The organism is Parashewanella sp. 2210YD4-3, assembly GCF_056591735.1.
In genome coordinates, this window is record NZ_JBWQOG010000007.1 from 162093 (window position 1) to 181627 (window position 19535).

The following is a 19535-nucleotide window of genomic DNA, read 5'->3' on the forward strand; positions in this document are numbered from 1 at the left end:
TCCAGAAGTTAGGTTAATCACTCTTTATGGGAAAGGTCGAGCTCTGAGCCAATGAATTTACATACAAATACGGCTTTGCCCCATTTTGCATGTGCGGCTTCCATTTCGGTCGCTAACATACTCATGACTTCTTGATAATCACCACAAACTTGCGTGGCCATTGCATTGGTTGTGCGAGTAATGTTCGGATAATTTCGTAGTCGCTCAATAAACCACTGGATAGGTTCTAAGTAGTTTTCATTAAACGGATACATGCTTATTTCAGCGGTTAGTTTCATGATTAGTTTCCAAGTAATTTAACATTACATCTAATTCGGTGTAGAGATCGATAAGAGCAATAGTGCGGTAAGGCAACCGTCCGTTACAGGATGTAACGGTCGTGAGTACATGGACGTACGCTTCTGTTGCCGTGCGGACTATTGCTCTTTTACATCAGATCAAACTAGTAATTAAAACTTGATATTAGCGGTTACACCAAATGCACGAGGGTCACCAAAACGAATGTATTGTTTTTTCACCCAATCTTGATCTGGCTCGTTACCAAAGAAGAAACCACGAACACCGTATTGCTTATCAAATAAGTTACGTCCCCAAAGGTAAACGCCCCAGTCATCGGTTTCATAGCCAACTCTTGCATTGAAAATTTGGTAACCTTTTGATTTAGAGTCGTTACTATCAGAATAGAAGAACTTACTTTTACCACTGGTATTCAAGTTAACAAAAATACCATTATCAGCACGATAAGTCGCACCTAAGCTGTTTGTGACTTTAGGAGCGTGCGCAAGCTCACGGCCAGATAAATCGATAACTTTGCCGCGTTTGTCTTTATAGCTGTAATCGCCATAGGTTGCACGTAATAAACCTAAGCTTGCATATAGCTCTAGGTTGTCAGTCGCTTGCCACTTAGCATCAACTTCTAAACCATAGTTGCTTGAGTTACCAGCGTTCTCTGTATAAAGAATGAAACGATCTGGGCGATCTGGATCTTGCTCAGATGCAGAAACTTGCTGATCATGTCTATCCATATAGAACAAAGCGATATTAGTGTTTAAAGTATTTTCCAACCATCGCGATTTAAGACCTAATTCATAGTTATATAACACTTCAGTGTCGAATTGTTTTTTATCTTCAAACCCCTCAGGCAGACTCATGTTAAAACCACCAGCCTTGTAACCTCGAGCAATACGGAAATAAGTGCTGTGCTCATTGGATAAAGTCTTACTTAGCGATACGTGGCCACCCCACATATTTTCTGATGGAGAAAATGTCTCTTTTTTACTATCAGAGTAGTCACTGTTGCGACGTTCAAATCGCAGACCGTTAGACAGGCTGTATCCATTACCCAAATCCGTATCAATTTGTGCAAACACTGCATAATTGCTGGCTTCATAATCAGAGTCGATACTCCCACGGCCACCGTTATAAACATCAAACTGGCTATTATCTTCTTTGAGGTTCATGGCGTAAACACCCACCAACCAATCAGTCGAATCAGCGAAGATCCGGCCCGAATCCTTTGAAGTTAAACGAAATTCTTGCGATATGGTTTTACGGTTACCCGTTTTGTCCCAAATAGCATTGTATTCACATGGTTTATCACCACATTTACGGCTTTCCCAATATTTGGGGTTTGCCCAATCACTATCATAAGCGTGTTGGTGCTTGCTATCTGCAAAAGAGGTAATGGACGTAATGTTAAAACCAGCAGTACCAGTATGGTTTATTTTAAGGCTTGAGCCTGTGGTACGTTGGCTATCTTTACCCGGCTTGTCACTTAAGGTGTTAAAGCCGTTGTTATCAAGTGTCCAAGCGTCATAACCATTGTCGAAGTTGGCATGTAAAACCGTTAAATCTGCGGTGGTATCTTCATTAATCAACCAACGCAGTTTCATGCGGCCTGAGAATTCATCACGCTTGTTAGTATCATCGCGATTCAAGAAAGTGTTATCTCTAAAGCCATTTTGATTGTGTTGCTGAATCGAAACACGATAAAGCACCGAATCAGAAATAGGACCAGAACTAAAACCGCTAAAAGTGCGTAGGTCATCATTACCTAGCGATAGTTCAGCACCATGTTCAAAAACATCACTAGGGTCATTACTTTTTAGATAAATAAGGCCTGCTAATGCATTAGCGCCATAACGAGTACCTTGAGGACCTCTCAACACTTCAACCTGTTGTAAGTCGTACATGCTAGAAACCATGCCCAAGCCAGAAAGATCGATGTCATCAATGACATAACCCACAGATGAGTTTGGCGCACCTTTGTAATCCTCTTGCTCACCTACACCACGGATTTGAAAATAGCGTGGGCGAGAAGTCGCACCTGACCAGTTAAAGTTGGCAATAGAATTAAGCACATCTTCAAAATGTTGATCGCCTTCATCTTCTAACTGCTTGGCATCAATAATGGTTGCGCTTGCGGGCAAAGTAAGTAAATCGTTATTACGAAAGTCTGCAGAGACTTTAATAACTTCGATATCATCATTTGAATTAGTTTTAGCGATTGCTTGTCCACATAAAGTTGTAGATATGATCAATGCAAGCGGAGATAATTTTTGTTTTAAAGCTTGGTTTAACATGGGACCTCAAAAATATTCTGAGATCCGGCATTCGGTAAGCGATGTGAAAGTGCAAGTTTTACGACTACTCTAAATGACATGAGAGTATTCATATCATCTTTTATGGTCAATTAGCTCATTCCTACGCCGGTATAAGCCGGATCAGGTTCTAAGGGTTTAATCTCAGTTTGCAAAGCTCAATCAAGCTTTACAAACACCCCTTGGCGAGGGAAATTATATATGAAAACAAAACAAAAATTGAGACAAATGTTGCAAAAATATGAATAAAAATGGCTTTGTTGGTTTAAATGTGAGCAGTTGTTCGATTTTGATTGAAATGAGAGGTTTGTTTAGTGAAAGCTGCTTTCATAGATTAATCAGAAATCATCAGCGTCACTCCTGCGTATGCAGGAGTCCAGTGACTTTTTTTGATTTTAATAAAGGCTCTGGATACCTGCCTTCGCAGGTATGACACAAAAGCTTATTACAAGTTTTTCCGCCTCAAGAGGCGAGAAAATAAGCCCTAAATGATTAAATTAAAGCTGGAATACCTTTAATCATACCAACGGCAAGCATTGCTGCTAAGCAGATAACGAAAGCCAAAGTAGGGATAACTACACGGTCAGCAAATGAAAGCTGTTTTGGTCTTTCTTTATCACCAATTAATCCATTGTTATCCAAAAGCATGGTTAATGCCCAAGCGAGAACAGGGTTAGCCACAAAAGCTGCAAAAATACATATACCAGCCGCTTGGCTACTTACGCTGTCTTTCACCATTTGCAAGCCCGCTTCAAGTAGCGGTAAGAATACCCCAACAAGCAATGCAATAGACATTACTGGTCGCCAAACCGCTACATCCATTGGGTAACCAAGAATTGCTACCACAATACACAACAGTCCAAGTAAGATCGCACCAGCAGGAATAGGGCGTTTGGCAATCGCCGCAGGGATCATATACGTTCCCCAAGATGAAGTGATATTACCGCCACCGACAGCTGTTCCTACAATTTGGCGCAGTGAACAGGTGGTCATGGTATCGTCAACGTCCATCAACACTTTATCGGTGCCTTTAGGGTAGTTAAGCTCTTGGAAAATGCGGTGCCCCAAGAAATCAGGTGACCACATAGCTACAGCCAAAATGGCAAATGGCAGAGACGCAATAAAGTGTTCAGTATTTGGTAATCCTAACTGCCAACCGGTTTCAGTAGACCCCCACCAATAGACTGGGTTTAAATTAGGTAATCCCGGTGCTGTAACAAATTGTAGATCAAGCCCTGCACCAAGAACAAAAGCGATAACAATAGCGGTTATAGAACAAAGCGGTATCGCAAGCCAGCGTTTTTCAATTTTGGCTAAAAATGCATAAAGCACCACATTGATAAGTAAAATAACAAACGCTACATAAGATAAAGAGTAATCTAAAGCGTGCTTGGCTTGAAGCCCTGCAGACCAATCAAATAAAGAAGTGATCTGCCCTTTAGCCCCCATAAAACCAAGGTAAACGAGAAGCCCGCCGGCAACGCCACTGCTGGTGAGGTTAACGAGTCGAGAGCCCCCCTTAAGCCAGCTAAGTATTAGCCCGAAAACGCCAATCAAAATGGCTAAAGCGAGAGGATGTGCTCCTGCTAGAGCAATAGTACCAATGAGAGGGATCATTGGACCATGGTTACCACCGAGGTTAGCTCTAGGGTTAATAAAGCCCGAACTTAACACGCAAAATAGTAGTGCAGGGATAAGCATTTCAACGCGCATAACTTGAATAGCAAAGTCCGCACCTAGATTAACGTGTGGCCATTTTTCTGTTAATCCAGCAGCCCATGCCGCCATTACCGCTGAATACATTACGGTAATACCAATAGTACCAGCGATGGCCGGAACAAGATCTTCCCATTCAAAGCGGAAATCACGGCCGGGTAAGTTAAGCCCCCAACGGCGAGGCTTCATAATTTTTAGCTCGTTTTCAAGGTAGTCGCTTCTGGTTTCAAACTCAGAAGCAGGTCGATGTAGCTCTTGATAGCTTGCATCGTCCACGTTTTGATTGTTCATTTTATTATCTGACATAAATAGTATTGCTCCCAGAAGTTTAAACTGAGATGTTCTCACATTCGAGAATACATAAAATTAAATTGGTAATACCAATTTACCTGTGACAATAGTAACAAATGAAATGGTGTAGCATCGGTATCGAAATCACAGCTTAAAAGATTGGTTGGAAAAAATTGGGATCTTGCTAACAAAACTGTGAGTTATTAGTTTGATATGGCTTTGTAATAGAGGGGGGGTATGAGGCTTGAGTTGAGATTTAAAATGACATAAAAAAAGCGACTTCAAAGAAGCCGCTTTAGATTATAAGAAAAAGAGTTCTCTTAGAACTTTTGCGTGTAATTTGCTACAAAAGTACGACCGTAGATGTTGTAAAGGCTAGCATCGAAGTCGTTGCTTGAGTCTAAAACAGGATCTCTGTCAGTTAGATTACGAATACCAAAGCTGAACTTACCTTCCCAATCAGTACTATAGTTATAGTTGAAATCCATAGTGGTTTGAGAGCTTAAGTGACCGCTGCTTACACCTTTAACCGTACGCTCATATTGGCTATGAATGTACTTAGTGATTAGAGATGCGCTGTGGTTGTCCATGTTCCAATCAATAGTGAATGCTGCTCTTAGCTTTGGTAAACCGTTACGACCAATCTTATCAACTACTGGACCACTGAAGAACTCTTCTTCTTTATAGTTCAGTACATAACTTTGATCATAAACGAAACCAAACTCACCGAATGAAGTTTCAATATCAGTATATGCAATATTTAAATCGATACCTGAAGTCTTAAGGCCTTCACCGTTTACTAGAGGAGTTTCTGCAGAGTCGATCTTACCATTAGGGTTATCGCCTACACGCTTAAGTTTACCTTGTTTAAGGTTTCCATAACCAACTTCTCGCTCTTGCTCTAGTAATGCATCAAGAGAGATAAATTGGATAGCATTTTTAATATCAAGATTGTAGTACTCTACTTTAGTACTAAGTTGATCAGTAATGCTCCAGATAACACCTAAGTTTACGAAGTCAGATTTTTCTGCTTCTAACTTATCATTCGCTTTACGAGTAACATCGTATTGCTTGGCTTTACACTCGCTTACAGGAGTTTTAGAAGCTTCACAGTAATGGTAATCGGTAGCTGAATCAGAGCTGAAAGAATCTGCTGCATACAAATCAGTTAGAGATGGAGCACGGAAACCTTTACCCCAAGATGCACGAATAACAACATCTTCAAGAGCTTGGTAACGTAGACCTAGCTTTGGTGTAGCTGCTGAACCAAAGTCACTATAGTCATCATAGCGAAGAGCCATGTTGAATTCTAAGTCATCAGTAATTGGAGCAACTGTTTCCATGAATGCAGCAATAACTTCACGATCACCACCTGAACCATTACCAGACGAACCGATTACATCCCCTGCAGCAGTTTGAGCATCTACATCAGCCACATAGTCATATTTAAGTGCTTCAGCACCGAAATACCAACCAATCATGCCGCCGCTTAGGTCAATGGCTTCGAAGTTGATGCCAGCGTTAATGCTGTGGAACTTCATGGTGTCACGTTTTAGAGTATCGTGACGGATTTTGGCAATAACGTCTGCTGAATTGCCTTCTGGACCAAACTTAAACTCACCAGATTCAACTAACTTCTCAACGGTAGGGCGATGTACATAGCCTTTGCCGTAAGCGTTGTTTTCTTGAAGAGTATAGTGATAGTTTACATCCCAACCAAAGTCATCATGCTCGCCAATAATGGCAAGTTGAATGTCAGTGCTGTAGTCAACGGTTTCAGTGTCACGGGTACCAACATCGGTGAAGCGGTAGAATACACGACCGTCAGTTTTGTTTTTCCCGATACCTGTGAACTTACCATCTTCGTCGTAGTTTCTGATGTTAACTGCACCAGCTTTTACACCAAAATGACCTGCAGCAGGCGCAAAGCGACCAAAGGTCTCGTTACGAGCAAATAGGCCTTGACCTTCGAAACGTAGTTCGTCTGTGATTTCATATTCACCACTTACATAACCTGCAGTGTAACTACGAGCAGCGTGGTCAGCGGCTTCTGCGGTATAGTCATAACCACAGATAAAATCGCCACCGCCGTAATCGAATGTGCGGCCGCCATCAACCATTTTAGGGTTGTTACAAGCTTCTAGAGGACGAAATTGACCATCTTTATCTCGGAAGTTTCGAGCATACGCAGAAATACCAGTGGTATCATTAAATTTTTCTGCTTTGTGGCCTGTAGCGCGAGAGTAGAAACGATCGCGTTGGAAAATGATGTCACGGTTTAGATGTTCGAATGAGAAAGAAACATTACCACGCTCACCAGATGCACCACCAACGATGTGTGCTTTCCACTCATCACCACCTTCTTTAATTGGGCGAGTACCAGTAACAGAGAATTCTAGACCTTCAAAATCTTTACGAAGAATAATGTTAACAACACCAGCGATTGCGTCAGAACCATAAATAGCAGATGCGCCATCACTTAGTACTTCAATGCGCTCAATCGCTGCAGTAGGGATCAAGTTCAAGTTTACTGACGTACCACCTAGAGTCGGAGAGCCAGGCATACGCTTACCGTTTAAAAGTACAAGAGTACGATCTGAACCTGCACCGCGTAGGTTGATAGCTGCTTGAGATTGTGCTGAGCTACCAGAGCGCTCTGAGAAAGAACCGAAAGAGTTTAAGTTGCTGCCTCTTAGTAGGTCACTCGCACTTAGAGCACCAGTTTTTTCGATTGCAGCTGCATCGATGGTTGTTACAGGTGAAGAACCTTCTAGATCAGTTCTTTTAATACGTGAACCTGTTACTTCAATACGTTCTACTTTTTCAGAATCTTCTGCAGCGATTACATTTGCAGTAGACAATGTTGCGGATGTTGCACCAGCTATTAACGCGAGGCGTACAGCTTTGGCTAATACAGCATTAGCTTGCATTGTTATTTCTCCCTCAAAAACGAATTATTATTTAATTTTTTAGATTTTAAAATGTAATTTCAGGTTTATTTTGAAATAAAAATCTAATTACATTGACCCGAATATAATCACATTAAATTTTTATCGGCAACACTATGTATACAAAACAAACAATGAGCGTATTTAACAATATTGATAACAAATCATCGGTTGTTAATTATATTTGTTAACATTTGAGTGTGTTTTGAGCTAAATAAGATGGTTGGTAGGTATATATCACAATGAATATTGTGTTTTTGTTATAGTTGTTTTTAGTATGTTTTTTAATTAGGTCTAATATGTTTTTGATATGTTTTATTTGTTTTGATTAAATAAAATTATAATTAATGACTGTTTGATTGTTTTTTGTTCTCATTTTGGGTTGTGGAAGTTTTAAATAAGAAGAAAATTGCATTTTAAGAAAGGTGAATTGCTTGAATATACAGTCTTATTGACAAAAGAGTGATTCAATATTGAACCACTCTTTACTGTTAAATTAGTATTTAGAATTTAACATTTGCTTTCAGGAAGAAGAATCGACCAATAACGTCATAGGTGTATGGATCAGTGTTCGAGTCATTGTTACCTGAGTAGTATGGAGGCTGCTTATCAAATGCGTTCTTAATACCACCTGATAGAGTAACGCTATCAGTTAGAGAATAAGAACCTAGCATGTCATGATATACAACGCTGCCTACAGTTGGTGCGACACAGTCGGTTGGATCATCTTTACAAGCAAATGAATCCATTCCGTCAATGAAACGTACTGCATAAGTAGCAGACCAATCATCACTTGAAGCTTTAATGCTTAGGTTTGATTTAAGCTTAGCGTATGCACCTACACCACCAGTGATGTAGCCTTTATAGTCTACAGCGTTTCCATCTGGGTCAAACTCTTCAAAGTTGGTAAGGATAGAAGTGTCTAAGTTAGTTTTCCATTCTAGGCCCATTGCATCGAAGCCGTACGCCACGTTGACGTCAAAACCAGAAGTTTTAGCTGCACCAATATTTTGTAGACCGTTGTTAAAGGTAATGCGACCGGTTGAATCTAGGTTAATTGCCGCAGATTTACATAGTGCAGTACCTTGGTTGATCTTGTCACCAGAATCACTTAAACACTTATTTGCGATGTAGTTAGAATCAACTTTAGTGATTGCGTTAGTGATGTCGATATCGTAGTAGTCAACCGTTAACGATAGGTTTTCAACAAAGCTAGGCTCGATTACTACACCAGCGGTTAGCGTTTTCGCTTCTTCTGGAGTCAGTAATGGGTTACCACCAACGGTTACTTCAGCTTGGGTTTGCTTAGTAGCTTTATGCTTGATTTGGTCAAACGATGGTGAAGAACCGCCATATAGTTCGCTTACCGTTGGAGCACGGAATGCAGTAGAGCTTACACCACGTAGCATGATGCTATCGTTTAGGCGCCATGTTAAACCAAGCTTCCAAGTTTTATCAGAACCAAAAGTGCTGTAATCAAAGAAGCGAGCTGCTGCGCTTAGGTCAACTTGCTCAGCAAGTGGCATTTCACTTAGCAGTGGGATAGCAAATTCAGTGTAAGCCTCTCTTACGCTGAATGAACCAGAAGTCGGCTCAACACGAGGGTCGTTAGCAAGACCTTGAGCGGTTAATGAATCAGGCGTGTAGTATGCAGACTCTTTACGGTATTCAATACCTGATGCAAAACCAACTACACCAGCAGGAAGTTCGAATAATTCACCTGCAAAGTTAAATGCTGCGATATCTAACTCACTACCACCACTGTTCATTTCGGTGTAGATAAATGGTTTGATGCTGTCGCCTTTCCAAGAAGATTGTAGGAAAGGATCAAATTTCTTGTCTTTTACAGCTTTGTCGATAGCGCCTAAGTTGTGTAGGTTGGCTAGCTTATCAACTGAGTCGTTTTTACCTTTGTTGTAAGAAACGTCCCAAGTCATGCCGTTATCAAGCTCACCTTCAAGACCCAATACTAGACGAATGGTATCAACGTTTTGTGAGAAGTTACGAGTGCCTGATTCAACCATACGACGACCGTAGCTTACTTTCTCGCCGTTTTGTACGAAAGGAAGTAAGTCATCTGTCATCCAACCGCCATTCTTCTTAGGCATATAAACCCAAGGAGACTTGTTCCAAATTGGTTGTGGCGCCATTTGCTGAGTAGACCAACGCTTGGTATACATTGCTTCAGAGAAGAATGTCATAGTGTCAGTTAGCTCATACGTACCAGAGAAAGTCAGGTTAAGTCTTTCCATTGGTGTAGAAAGATAACTGTCTTTTGCGTAGTTATAACGGTCGTTGTTTTCACCAGAGCCTACAAATGGATGGTAATTGTCACCACGACCACTTACGTCAGCTTGTTTCTTTTTATCATCGTGATATTTGAATTCAGGCTTTCCGTCTTTACCTGCAACATATTTACCGTAGAAGCCAGAATCACCTACAGCAAAGATTTCATTGCCCTCTTTATCTTTACCTGATTTGGTAATACCGTGGTTTTTGTCGCCCCAGATGTGACCGCCTTGAGAATATGAAGAACCACCACAGAAAGTTGACTTGTTGCCTGGCTTACCTGTTTCAGCGATAGGGCAGTCAGAGAATTTACGGCTAGCTTGGCTTGCATCACCACGTTTAGTGTATTGAGCGTTGATAACAATGTTACCTTTCTCAAACGAGTTCCCTAAAGTGAAATCGATGCTAGATTCATTGGCATCATCGTGTCCAGATAAACCAGTTTGAGCATTCATCTCTAGGCCATCAAAATCACGTTTTAAAATAATGTTAACAACACCGGCAATAGCATCAGTACCATAAACAGCAGAAGCACCGTCTTTTAGGATTTCAACACGTTGTATCATTGAAACAGGGATGGTGTTTAAGTCAACGGTTGAAGCAGCACCAGTACCAGATGCAATCATACGGCGACCGTTAACAAGAATTAGTGTGCGGTTAGAACCTAGACCACGAAGGTTAATACGGCTGTTACCACCAGAGCCGTTGTTAATACCAGAGTTGGTCATAGCACCGCCAGCAGCGGTCATTTTTTGAAGCACATCATCAATAGATGTAGCCCCCGTTGCGCTGATAGCAGAAGCATCAATTGTGGTAACTGGGCTTGCAGTTTCCATATCGGTTCTTTTAATTCGAGAACCAGTTACTTCAATTCTTTCTACTTTAGCAGAAGAATCTTCAGCCATTACGTTCGAAACTGAAAATGCACCTGTAGTTGCACCTGCAATTAATGCTAAACGAACTGATTTTGCTAATACATGATTAGAACTCATTGTTTAACTCCCAATACATTGTTGTTTTATTTTTAGAATTTTTATGTTTCAACAAGTAACTTCTGGTTACTTAATTAAAACATAAACTAAATATATTTAACTTTGCAACATTGTTCTTACATTGATATTTGTATTCGCTATTAACATTTTATTAACGCACTGGGTGATTAATAATCTCTTTTGTATGATTATTTGTTTTCTAAGGTGGAAAGTATTTTTTTCTATATTAACTGGTCGTTAAACTAGCAATTTTTGTTTATTTTAGGTTAATTATGATGCTCAAAAGTTTTATATGTAATTATATTGTTTATTTTATAGATGTGATTTAAACGGTTTGTTTGATTAAGATTTGAGCTGATATTTTGTGTGTTTAAATATTTATTTAAATTAATTCCTTTTTATTTCACTTTTATATGGCTTGCGATAAATATTGTTAATATTTTTACGTCTCATTATTTTAGCTATGATGTTAATGTTTTGATGTTTCTCAGCTGCTTCTATACTGTTACATCTTTATTTCGTGACTCACTGCAATAATTTCTATTGAAAATCATTATCATTTGAAGTTTTTGTAGAGTATGATTTGCACAATAAAAATGATTCATATGTTCGTATACGAACAGGCTAGGCCGATAAAGTAAGGTAAGGTGCAATGAAGCTAAGCGAGCTTGAACCTGGAGACAGTGTTACTGTTTCTAAAATTGGTAACTCCAACTTGTCACAAACAATTAAAAGAAAGTTGTTATCAATGGGGATAACACCGCAGAGTAAAATAAAGCTGATCAGAAGAGCGCCGCTAGGCAGTGGTCTAGAGATAGAGGTCAGAGGATCTCGTCTTTGTGTGCGTAGCGAATTAGCTGATGCGATCGAGGTAATAAGATGAAGCCAACTTTCACTTGTGTAACCGTTGGTAATCCAAATGCAGGTAAATCAACATTATTTAATGCACTGACAGGCTCTAATCAACAAGTTGGAAATTGGTCGGGTGTAACGGTAGAAAAGAAAACCGGAAAGTTTGAGCATAATGATATTGAAGTCGCTATCACTGATCTACCTGGTATATATGACCTAACCGCGGCTAAAGACGGCTGCGATTGTTCATTAGATGAAACCATTGCTCAACAATATTTATCTCAACAGGCAGTAGATTGTATTGTTAACCTAGTAGACGCCTCTAATGTAGAACGTCACTTATATTTAACTACTCAATTACTTGAGCTAGGCATACCTGTTGTAGTCCTATTAAATAAGTATGATGTTGCTTTACAGCGTGGTATTGAAATTGACCTAGAAAAACTGAGTACGCGCTTATCTTGCCCTGTTATTAATGTTTGTTCTCGCAACGAGCAAGACATTGAAAAGGTCAAGCAAGTTCTGGTTGATATTCTTAAGAATGAGGAAGCACAAGCTCCTTTACTCTTGAATTATGATTCTCAAGTCGAAAGAAAAATTACTGAGTTACAAAAAGACAGTGAAGTGTCCCGCTCTCAAGCCTTAACGCAACTCACGAGAAAGCAGGCATGTGGTGAATCCTTAACCTCTGATAACAGCGATATAGAAATCTTGATTGCAAGCGCCCGATATCAGTTTGCCGACCAAGTTTGCCAAGATGTCATCAGTGACGAGAAAAGACCTACTTTTTCCGATAAATTCGATAAATTAGCTCTACATCCTTTGCTTGGTGTACCTTTCTTTTTGTTTATGATGTATATGACGTTCATGCTAAGCATAAATGTCGGTAGTGCATTTATTGACTTTTTTGACATCACCTCAGGTGCATTGTTTGTTGACCACTTTGGATTGTTTTTATCAAATATAGGTACACCAGATTGGTTAGTTACTATTTTAGCAGGTGGTGTCGGGCAGGGGGTTCAAACCGTTTCAACCTTTATTCCGGTGATTGCTGCTCTTTTCTTGGTACTTTCTATTTTAGAAAGTTCAGGTTATATGGCTCGAGCGGCGTTTGTGGTTGATGGCTTGATGCGCAGAATTGGTTTACCCGGTAAAGCATTTGTACCTATGATTGTTGGTTTTGGTTGTAACGTGCCAGCCATCATGGCTACTCGAACTTTAGGTAATGAAAGAGAACGTATAGTGACTGGAATGATGGCACCCTTTATGTCATGTGGTGCTCGACTATCGGTTTATGCTTTATTTGCAGCGGCCTTTTTCCCTGAGTCAGGGCAAAATATCGTATTTTTACTATATATTCTTGGTATCGTTGTCGCAGTAGGAACAGGGTTATTATTGAGAAAAACCATTCTTCCAGGGACGAGTAGTACATCTGTAATGGAGTTGCCGGATTACGAAGTGCCGCAGTTTAAGTCAGTTATGTCACGTACATGGAAGCGGACTAAGAGTTTTATTTTTGGCGCAGGGAAAACCATCGTTATCGTGGTAACTTTGCTTAACTTTATCAATGCCATTGGTACAGATGGTTCATTTGGAAATGAGGACAGCAGCAACTCTGTTCTGAGCGTTGCCAGTCAGAAAGTTACTCCATTGTTTTCCCCTATAGGAATTAAAGAAGATAACTGGCCAGCTACAGTAGGTATTATTACTGGTCTTTTTGCAAAAGAAGCCGTGGTAGGTACTTTGAACAACTTATATTCAGGTCAGCAGGACTCTGAAGTTGAACCGTTTTTGCATAGCCTGAATGAAGCTATTGCCACTATTCCTGCCAATTTATTGGATATTAAAGTGGAAGATCCATTGTCATTAAATATTGGTGATGTAAAAGATAAGCGGGTGGCGGCTGAAGACCAAGATGTCGATGTTGCAACCTTTGGTGCTTTACAAGCGGGTTTTGTTACGAAAATTGCTGCTTTTTCATATTTGTTGTTTATTTTGTTATATACCCCATGCGTAGCGGCATTAGGAGCGTTAGTAAGCGAGTTTGGTGGCAAGTGGGCAAGATTTGCGGCCTTATGGACATTTGGTATGGCCTATGGCAGTTCAGTGTTAGTTTATCAAACCGCGACTTTCACTGAGCACCCTGTTTCATCTACAGCTTGGATTGTTGGTGTGTTGTCTCTGCTATTCGTTTTTTACCAATGGCTTAAAAAGAAAGGAAAACAAGTTCAGCAGGTTATTCCTGGTGTTAAAGTCGTAACAAGTTAATGGATATATACGAAAACCTTTAAAAAGCGACCAAATGGTCGCTTTTTTTATAAAGTTTAACCTTAGGGCATTGTAACTCTTGCTCAACTGTAGGATTATTCTTTGTTATTAAATTTTAAGTTTTAGATGATATAGAGGACATTCATGGATCACGAGGGCAGCGAAGTACGTCCAAGTAACTTCATTCGTAATATTATCGATGATGATCTTGATAGCGGAAAACATACACAAGTGCATACACGTTTTCCGCCTGAACCAAATGGGTTTCTCCACATTGGTCACGCGAAAGCAATTTGCTTGAATTTTGGCATTGCTAAAGATTACAAAGGTAAGTGTAATTTACGTTTTGATGATACTAACCCTGAAAAAGAAGATATTGATTATGTTCATTCCATTCAGGCTGACGTTGAGTGGCTAGGTTTCCAATGGGACGGTGATGTAAAGTATTCTTCAAACTATTTTGATCAATTGCACCAATATGCAATAGAGTTGATCAATAAAGGGCTGGCTTATGTTTGCTTTTTAAATGGAGAAGAAACTCGTGAGTATCGTGGTACCTTGAAAGAACCTGGAAAAAATAGCCCATATAGAGATACTTCGGTTGAAGAGAATTTAGCGTTATTTGAAAAAATGCGTCTAGGCGAATTTAAAGAAGGTGAGTGTGCGCTAAGAGCCAAAATTGATATGGCTTCATCATTTATGTGTATGCGTGATCCCGTGCTCTATCGAGTTCGCTTTGCTGAACATCATCAAACAGGTGATAAGTGGTGCATTTACCCAATGTATGACTTCACTCACTGTATTTCTGATGCGATTGAAAATATCACGCACTCTCTATGCTCGCTTGAATTCCAAGATAACAGACGTGTTTACGATTGGATTTTGGATCATTTGGATGATTTCAATAAACCGAATAGAACTCGTCAATACGAATTCTCTCGCTTGAATCTTGAATACACCTTGATGTCAAAGCGTAAATTAAATGATTTGGTTGAAAGAAGCATTGTCGATGGGTGGGATGATCCTCGTATGCCGACTATTGCAGCACTTCGCCGTCGTGGATACACGCCTGCATCAGTCCGTGAGTTCTGTAAACGCATTGGTGTCACTAAGATGGATAACTTAGTTGAAGTAGGTATGTTAAACGCCTGTATTCGCGAAGATCTAAACGAAAATGCTCCTCGCGCTATGGCAGTACTTAATCCTATCAAAGTAGTAATTGAAAACTACCCAGAAGGTGAAGTTGAAACTCTATCTGCTCCTGCGCACCCGAACCATGAGCATTTGGGTAAGCGTGAATTACCATTTGGCCGTGAGTTATACATTGATGCGGCAGATTTCCGTGAAGAAGCTAATAAGAAATACAAACGCTTAGTGTTAGATAAAGAAGTTCGTTTACGTAACGCGTATGTGATTAAAGCGGAACGCTGCGATAAAGACGAAGACGGTAATGTAACTACAATTTATTGTACTTATGATCCTGAAACTTTAGGCAAAAACCCAAGTGATGGCCGTAAAGTGAAAGGAGTTATTCATTGGGTTGAAGCTTCACATGCAAAACCTGCTGAATTCCGTTTATACGATAGCCTATTTACTGATGCAAACCCAGCGGCGGCAGAGTCTGTTGATGACATCATCAACCCTGAGTCTCTAGTAGTTGCTCGTGGTGTAGTAGAGCCTAGTCTTGTAAAAGCTGAAGCAGAAAGAGCGTATCAGTTTGAGCGTGAAGGTTACTTTTGCGCCGATAATAAAGACTCATCAGCTGATAACTTGGTTTTCAACCTAACTGTTGGTTTGAGAGATACTTTTGCTGGTTAAATAGAGTTTTAGCTACCTCTTTAAACTGAAAATGCCAGTCATCATGACTGGCATTTTTGTATGTGTAACAGAGTTTAGCCACCTGCTAATTCTGGACCAAAGCCATTACTCCATAAAATCACGCTTGTTGCCATTAATGCTACTAGCAGACATAGTCCACAAGTGACGAGAGAACTTGAATAAATAAAGCCCTTTTCTTCAGGTATATTCATAATAATGGGAACGCCGGTGTAGAGTAGGTATACTGAGTAACTAACCCCAAATAATCCCACTATCATCATAAACCAAAGCTCTGGATAGAGTGCCGATAATCCGACCATAAACATTGGAGTCGCGGTATATGAAGCTAATTCAATGGCTTGAGTAAAGGTAGGTTTAGCATCAAATGTTTTTGCCATCCAATGGGCTAGGTATGCGAGAGCAAGCACGCCAACCAATAAACCGAAGTACATTGCAACAGACATCAAAATCGCACTATGGGTAGTTAAAAATAATTTTTCTGAGCTTGCTACAGGGTTCCAACCAATATGAGCAGAACCTATGTATGCACAAAGTGCAGGAATTAAAGCAACTAATAACACATGAGATAAACTACTTTGTAGTGATTCATGGTTTTTTTCAATGTTTTGCCACTCTTTTCTAGGTTGGGTATATAAACCCATCAGGTGATTTAAGATCATTATAATTATCCCTTTTCATTACTCGTTTACCCTCCATGGTCATCATTTGCTAATGATCCACGGTGCCTCGGACAAGGTATCAATTGCCTTAACCAACTCCCGTATAAAAAAATAATGGTTTAGACAACTTTACGTCTCACACCACAGTGCAGAGAACCTGCACAAACCTTATGGTTATAGTCTATTTATTGAACATAAATTAGAAAGAGTCAAGCTATATAGCTAAATCAATATAAAATTAGGCACTCAGCTGGAATTAAAAGAAATTTAGGCAAGGCAAATCGGTGAATACATAGTTATTACCGACATACAAAGCTGTCGTTATTACATTGCTACGTTGAGACGATTTAACACAGCATAAATTTCTTTTAAACCAGCCTGTTAGGAGCTTCTGTGGAGGCACACTTTTTTGTTACATCAATTTATAAAGTATCTACATGATTGCATTGATGCGCCTCAAATTGTGTCTCCACAGAAAGCTCTGAGAAAGTCATTTTAGATTGGTTTAGCTATAGATATAAATCAGTCTCTATTTCGGTGACATAATTGACTCTATTTGTTGTTATGGTATGTTTGTTTTCACTGTGACAATTTACATTTGAGGTTCACTTATGTTCATGTCTTTACCTTGGAGCTATTGGCTTGGTTTTTTCCTTATTTTATGGCTGTTATTCGATTTGGTTCGAGGGGAGGCCTATATTTGGGAATCTTATAAACGTTCTGAACAGCCAGGGATGTACTGGTTTACCATGTTAATTTGGGCTGTAGTTGCAACTAGTTGCTTTATTTTTGTGTAGTCTTTCGTTGTTATGGTGCATTTTTTTAGGAAGTTATTATGAATAAAAATGATGTGATTCCGCTAAAAGCTTATACCGATCCTGAGTGGTTCGATTTGGAAATGAAGCATATTTTTTCCAAGAACTGGTATTTTGCTGGTTTGATGGAGGATATTTCTGAACCGGGTCAGTACAAATCTATTCAAGCAGGCCTGAACAGCATCATTATCGTAATGGGGCGAGATCACCGCTTAAGAGCTTTCCATAATATGTGCCGTCACAAAGGAACTCAGTTATTAAGAGCAGAAGGAAAGGCACAAAAATCGATAACGTGTCCTTATCACGATTGGACCTACGATCTCGAAGGTGAGCTTATATCTGTGCCTAAAATGGCAGTTGAGTTTGCAAACTTGGATAAAAGTTGTCTTGGACTCAAACGTGCTTCAGTGGATATATGGCGTGGCATGTTATGGGTTCATCCTGAAGAGAATCCGATATCAATCACAGAATGGTTTGCACCAATCGAAAGCTTGCTAGGTCCGCATCAAGTAGAAAATCTCGTCGAAGCAAAAGATTATAAGGTTGTAGAAGAGATTAATGCCAATTGGAAAATCGTGGTTGAGAATTACATCGATCATTATCATCTTGCACAACTTCATAGCGGTACATTGAATATGTACGATCATGCAAAAGCGGAATTTGGGTTTGTTGGACCACACTTTGCATTTTGGGAACCTCTTGATGAGGAATATGCCGCAAACCTTGAAAAACACTCTTCAATGCCATTGATTGATCATATTCCAAAAGAGTCACTTGGTGCTTACGTTCCTATGTTGTTTCCAGGAGTTGGATTAGGTGAGTCAGAAGCAGCGTGGTCTGTTTTTCATGTCATCCCCATTGCTGCCGATAAAACACGTGTTGAAATTAGAACTAAAGTTATGCCAGCTTCGGATTGGGAGTTTGCCAAATACAGTATGCGTTCGGCTTCTTTTTGGCAAAAACGAATCACGGCCAAGTACCCAAATGAAGACAGCAAGCATCCACTTGGTTCAGCTGATTTTATGAAAGAAGACATCTATGTTTGTGAGCAACAACAAAAATCATTTCAAAGCCCTTATTTTGAACTCGGACCTTCGGCTGAGAATGGGGAGTCGCCTGTTCGTGGGCATCAACAAATGGTGTTAGAGTATTTAAAGCCGTATTTATCGGAGAAGTAAAATGAACTGGTATGACTTAACCGTTTCAGATATTTCACAAGAAACAAAAGATTCTGTTTCGGTGTGTTTTTCAATTCCCGATAATATACAGGACTTGTTTAATTGGAAAGCAGGACAGCATATTAGAATTCAAATTGAAGTTAGTGGAGAGTTTTTTACTCGAAATTATTCAATTTCATCTGATAATCATGACAAGTTTAGAATTACCGTTAAAAAAGTAAAGAAGGGGAGAGTTTCAACATACATCAATGAGAAGTTAAGTATCGGAGAAGTAATTCAAGTTACTCAGCCAAATGGCAATTTTGTTTTAGAACCAGATCAGAGCAAAAGAAGAAGTCATTACTTTTTTGCAGCAGGTTCCGGAATCACGCCTATTTACGCTATGTTAACCAGTGTTCTTGAGAAAGAAGCCAATAGTTTTGCTTATTTGCTTTATGGAAATAAAGATGGAGCAAGCACCATTTTTGTTGACGAGCTTAACCAATTAGAAAAGAAATATTCCGATAGGCTAGTCATTCAACATTGTCACAGTTCACCAAGCTGGTTTAAATCAAGTCCTTGGAGAACAGGTAGAGTGGATGATAAGGCTATTCAATCCTTTATAAGTGAAAACCCACCTTATGCTCAAGATTGCCAATATTATCTGTGTGGGCCTGACAGTTTCATCCCTACTGTAAAATCGGCTTTAAAGAGCATTGATGTTCCCGACAGTAGAATTCACGCTGAATATTTTGGTTTAGGGACACCGACAGAACTTCAAGGTGGTGTTGAAGCAGAGTTGCAAGTGGAGTTGAATGGGGAGAAACATCAGTTAAAAGTTAATGCTGGTGAAAGTTTGCTTCAAGCTATGTTAGAAGCGGGAATCAATGCTCCTCATTCTTGCGAGGCTGGACTGTGTGGTACTTGCCAATGTAAGTTAGAAGATGGCGAAGTAAACATGCCAAATAATTCAGCATTAGATGATGACGAAGTTAGTGGTGGCAAGATCTTAGCCTGTCAGGCGGTTGCTCATTCTTTGAAGTTAAAAATTAGCTATAAATAGTATAAGCCAACATCAGTTCAGACAGCATTCAGTAATGCTTCATTAG

At 39.8% G+C, this 19535-nt stretch carries 11 protein-coding genes and 1 riboswitch; of the genes, 5 read left to right on the plus strand and 6 right to left on the minus strand.

The genetic code is table 11. From position 1 onward, the window contains the following. Positions 1–17: 17 nt before the first annotated feature. The 5 genes from AC1EU0_RS12220 to AC1EU0_RS12240 all read right to left on the minus strand — a co-directional run bounded on the left by AC1EU0_RS12220 (position 18) and on the right by AC1EU0_RS12240 (position 10836). Entirely contained in the window at positions 18–278 is a 261-nt protein-coding gene (locus AC1EU0_RS12220) for a hypothetical protein (protein WP_480302730.1), read from the minus strand. A 171-nt stretch (positions 279–449) separates the two neighbouring features. Next, positions 450–2582, minus strand: a complete 2133-nt coding sequence (locus AC1EU0_RS12225) for a TonB-dependent receptor (protein ID WP_480302732.1) — start codon at positions 2580–2582, stop codon at positions 450–452. 101 nt (positions 2583–2683) lie between these two features. Further along, positions 2684–2793: riboswitch (TPP riboswitch) on the minus strand. A 299-nt stretch (positions 2794–3092) separates the two neighbouring features. Then, the gene (locus AC1EU0_RS12230; RefSeq protein ID WP_480302734.1) at positions 3093–4622 is read right to left on the minus strand and encodes a DUF3360 family protein; all 1530 of its coding nucleotides are present in this window, start codon (positions 4620–4622) and stop codon (positions 3093–3095) included. Between the two features lie 305 nt (positions 4623–4927). After that, positions 4928–7537: a TonB-dependent receptor gene (locus AC1EU0_RS12235; RefSeq protein ID WP_480302735.1), complete on the minus strand. Its 2610-nt coding sequence runs from the start codon at positions 7535–7537 to the stop codon at positions 4928–4930. A 521-nt stretch (positions 7538–8058) separates the two neighbouring features. After that, entirely contained in the window at positions 8059–10836 is a 2778-nt protein-coding gene (locus AC1EU0_RS12240) for a TonB-dependent receptor (protein ID WP_480302737.1), read from the minus strand. 652 nt (positions 10837–11488) lie between these two features. Here AC1EU0_RS12240 and AC1EU0_RS12245 point away from each other — a divergent pair. The 3 genes from AC1EU0_RS12245 to glnS all read left to right on the plus strand — a co-directional run bounded on the left by AC1EU0_RS12245 (position 11489) and on the right by glnS (position 15774). Next, the gene (locus AC1EU0_RS12245) at positions 11489–11719 is read left to right on the plus strand and encodes a FeoA family protein (RefSeq protein WP_480302739.1); all 231 of its coding nucleotides are present in this window, start codon (positions 11489–11491) and stop codon (positions 11717–11719) included. Further along, positions 11716–13956 carry a Fe(2+) transporter permease subunit FeoB gene (gene feoB, locus AC1EU0_RS12250; RefSeq protein ID WP_480302741.1) on the plus strand — a complete coding sequence of 747 codons (2241 nt, stop codon included), beginning with the start codon at positions 11716–11718 and terminating at the stop codon, positions 13954–13956. Before AC1EU0_RS12245 ends, feoB begins: the two co-directional genes overlap by 4 nt. 144 nt (positions 13957–14100) lie before the next feature. Continuing rightward, positions 14101–15774 carry a glutamine--tRNA ligase gene (glnS, locus tag AC1EU0_RS12255; RefSeq protein WP_480302742.1) on the plus strand — a complete coding sequence of 558 codons (1674 nt, stop codon included), beginning with the start codon at positions 14101–14103 and terminating at the stop codon, positions 15772–15774. A gap of 74 nt (positions 15775–15848) precedes the next feature. Here glnS and AC1EU0_RS12260 read toward each other — a convergent pair whose 3' ends face one another. Beyond that, positions 15849–16454 (minus strand): Yip1 family protein, encoded by a 606-nt coding sequence (locus tag AC1EU0_RS12260; RefSeq protein WP_480302744.1) that lies wholly within the window; start codon positions 16452–16454, stop codon positions 15849–15851. Positions 16455–17289: 835 nt separating this feature from the next. Between AC1EU0_RS12260 and AC1EU0_RS12265 the strand changes: the two genes are divergently transcribed. Then, positions 17290–18447: an aromatic ring-hydroxylating oxygenase subunit alpha gene (locus AC1EU0_RS12265; RefSeq protein WP_480302746.1), complete on the plus strand. Its 1158-nt coding sequence runs from the start codon at positions 17290–17292 to the stop codon at positions 18445–18447. 1 nt (position 18448) lies between these two features. Next, positions 18449–19489, plus strand: a complete 1041-nt coding sequence (locus AC1EU0_RS12270; protein WP_480302748.1) for a 2Fe-2S iron-sulfur cluster-binding protein — start codon at positions 18449–18451, stop codon at positions 19487–19489. Positions 19490–19535: the final 46 nt, after the last annotated feature.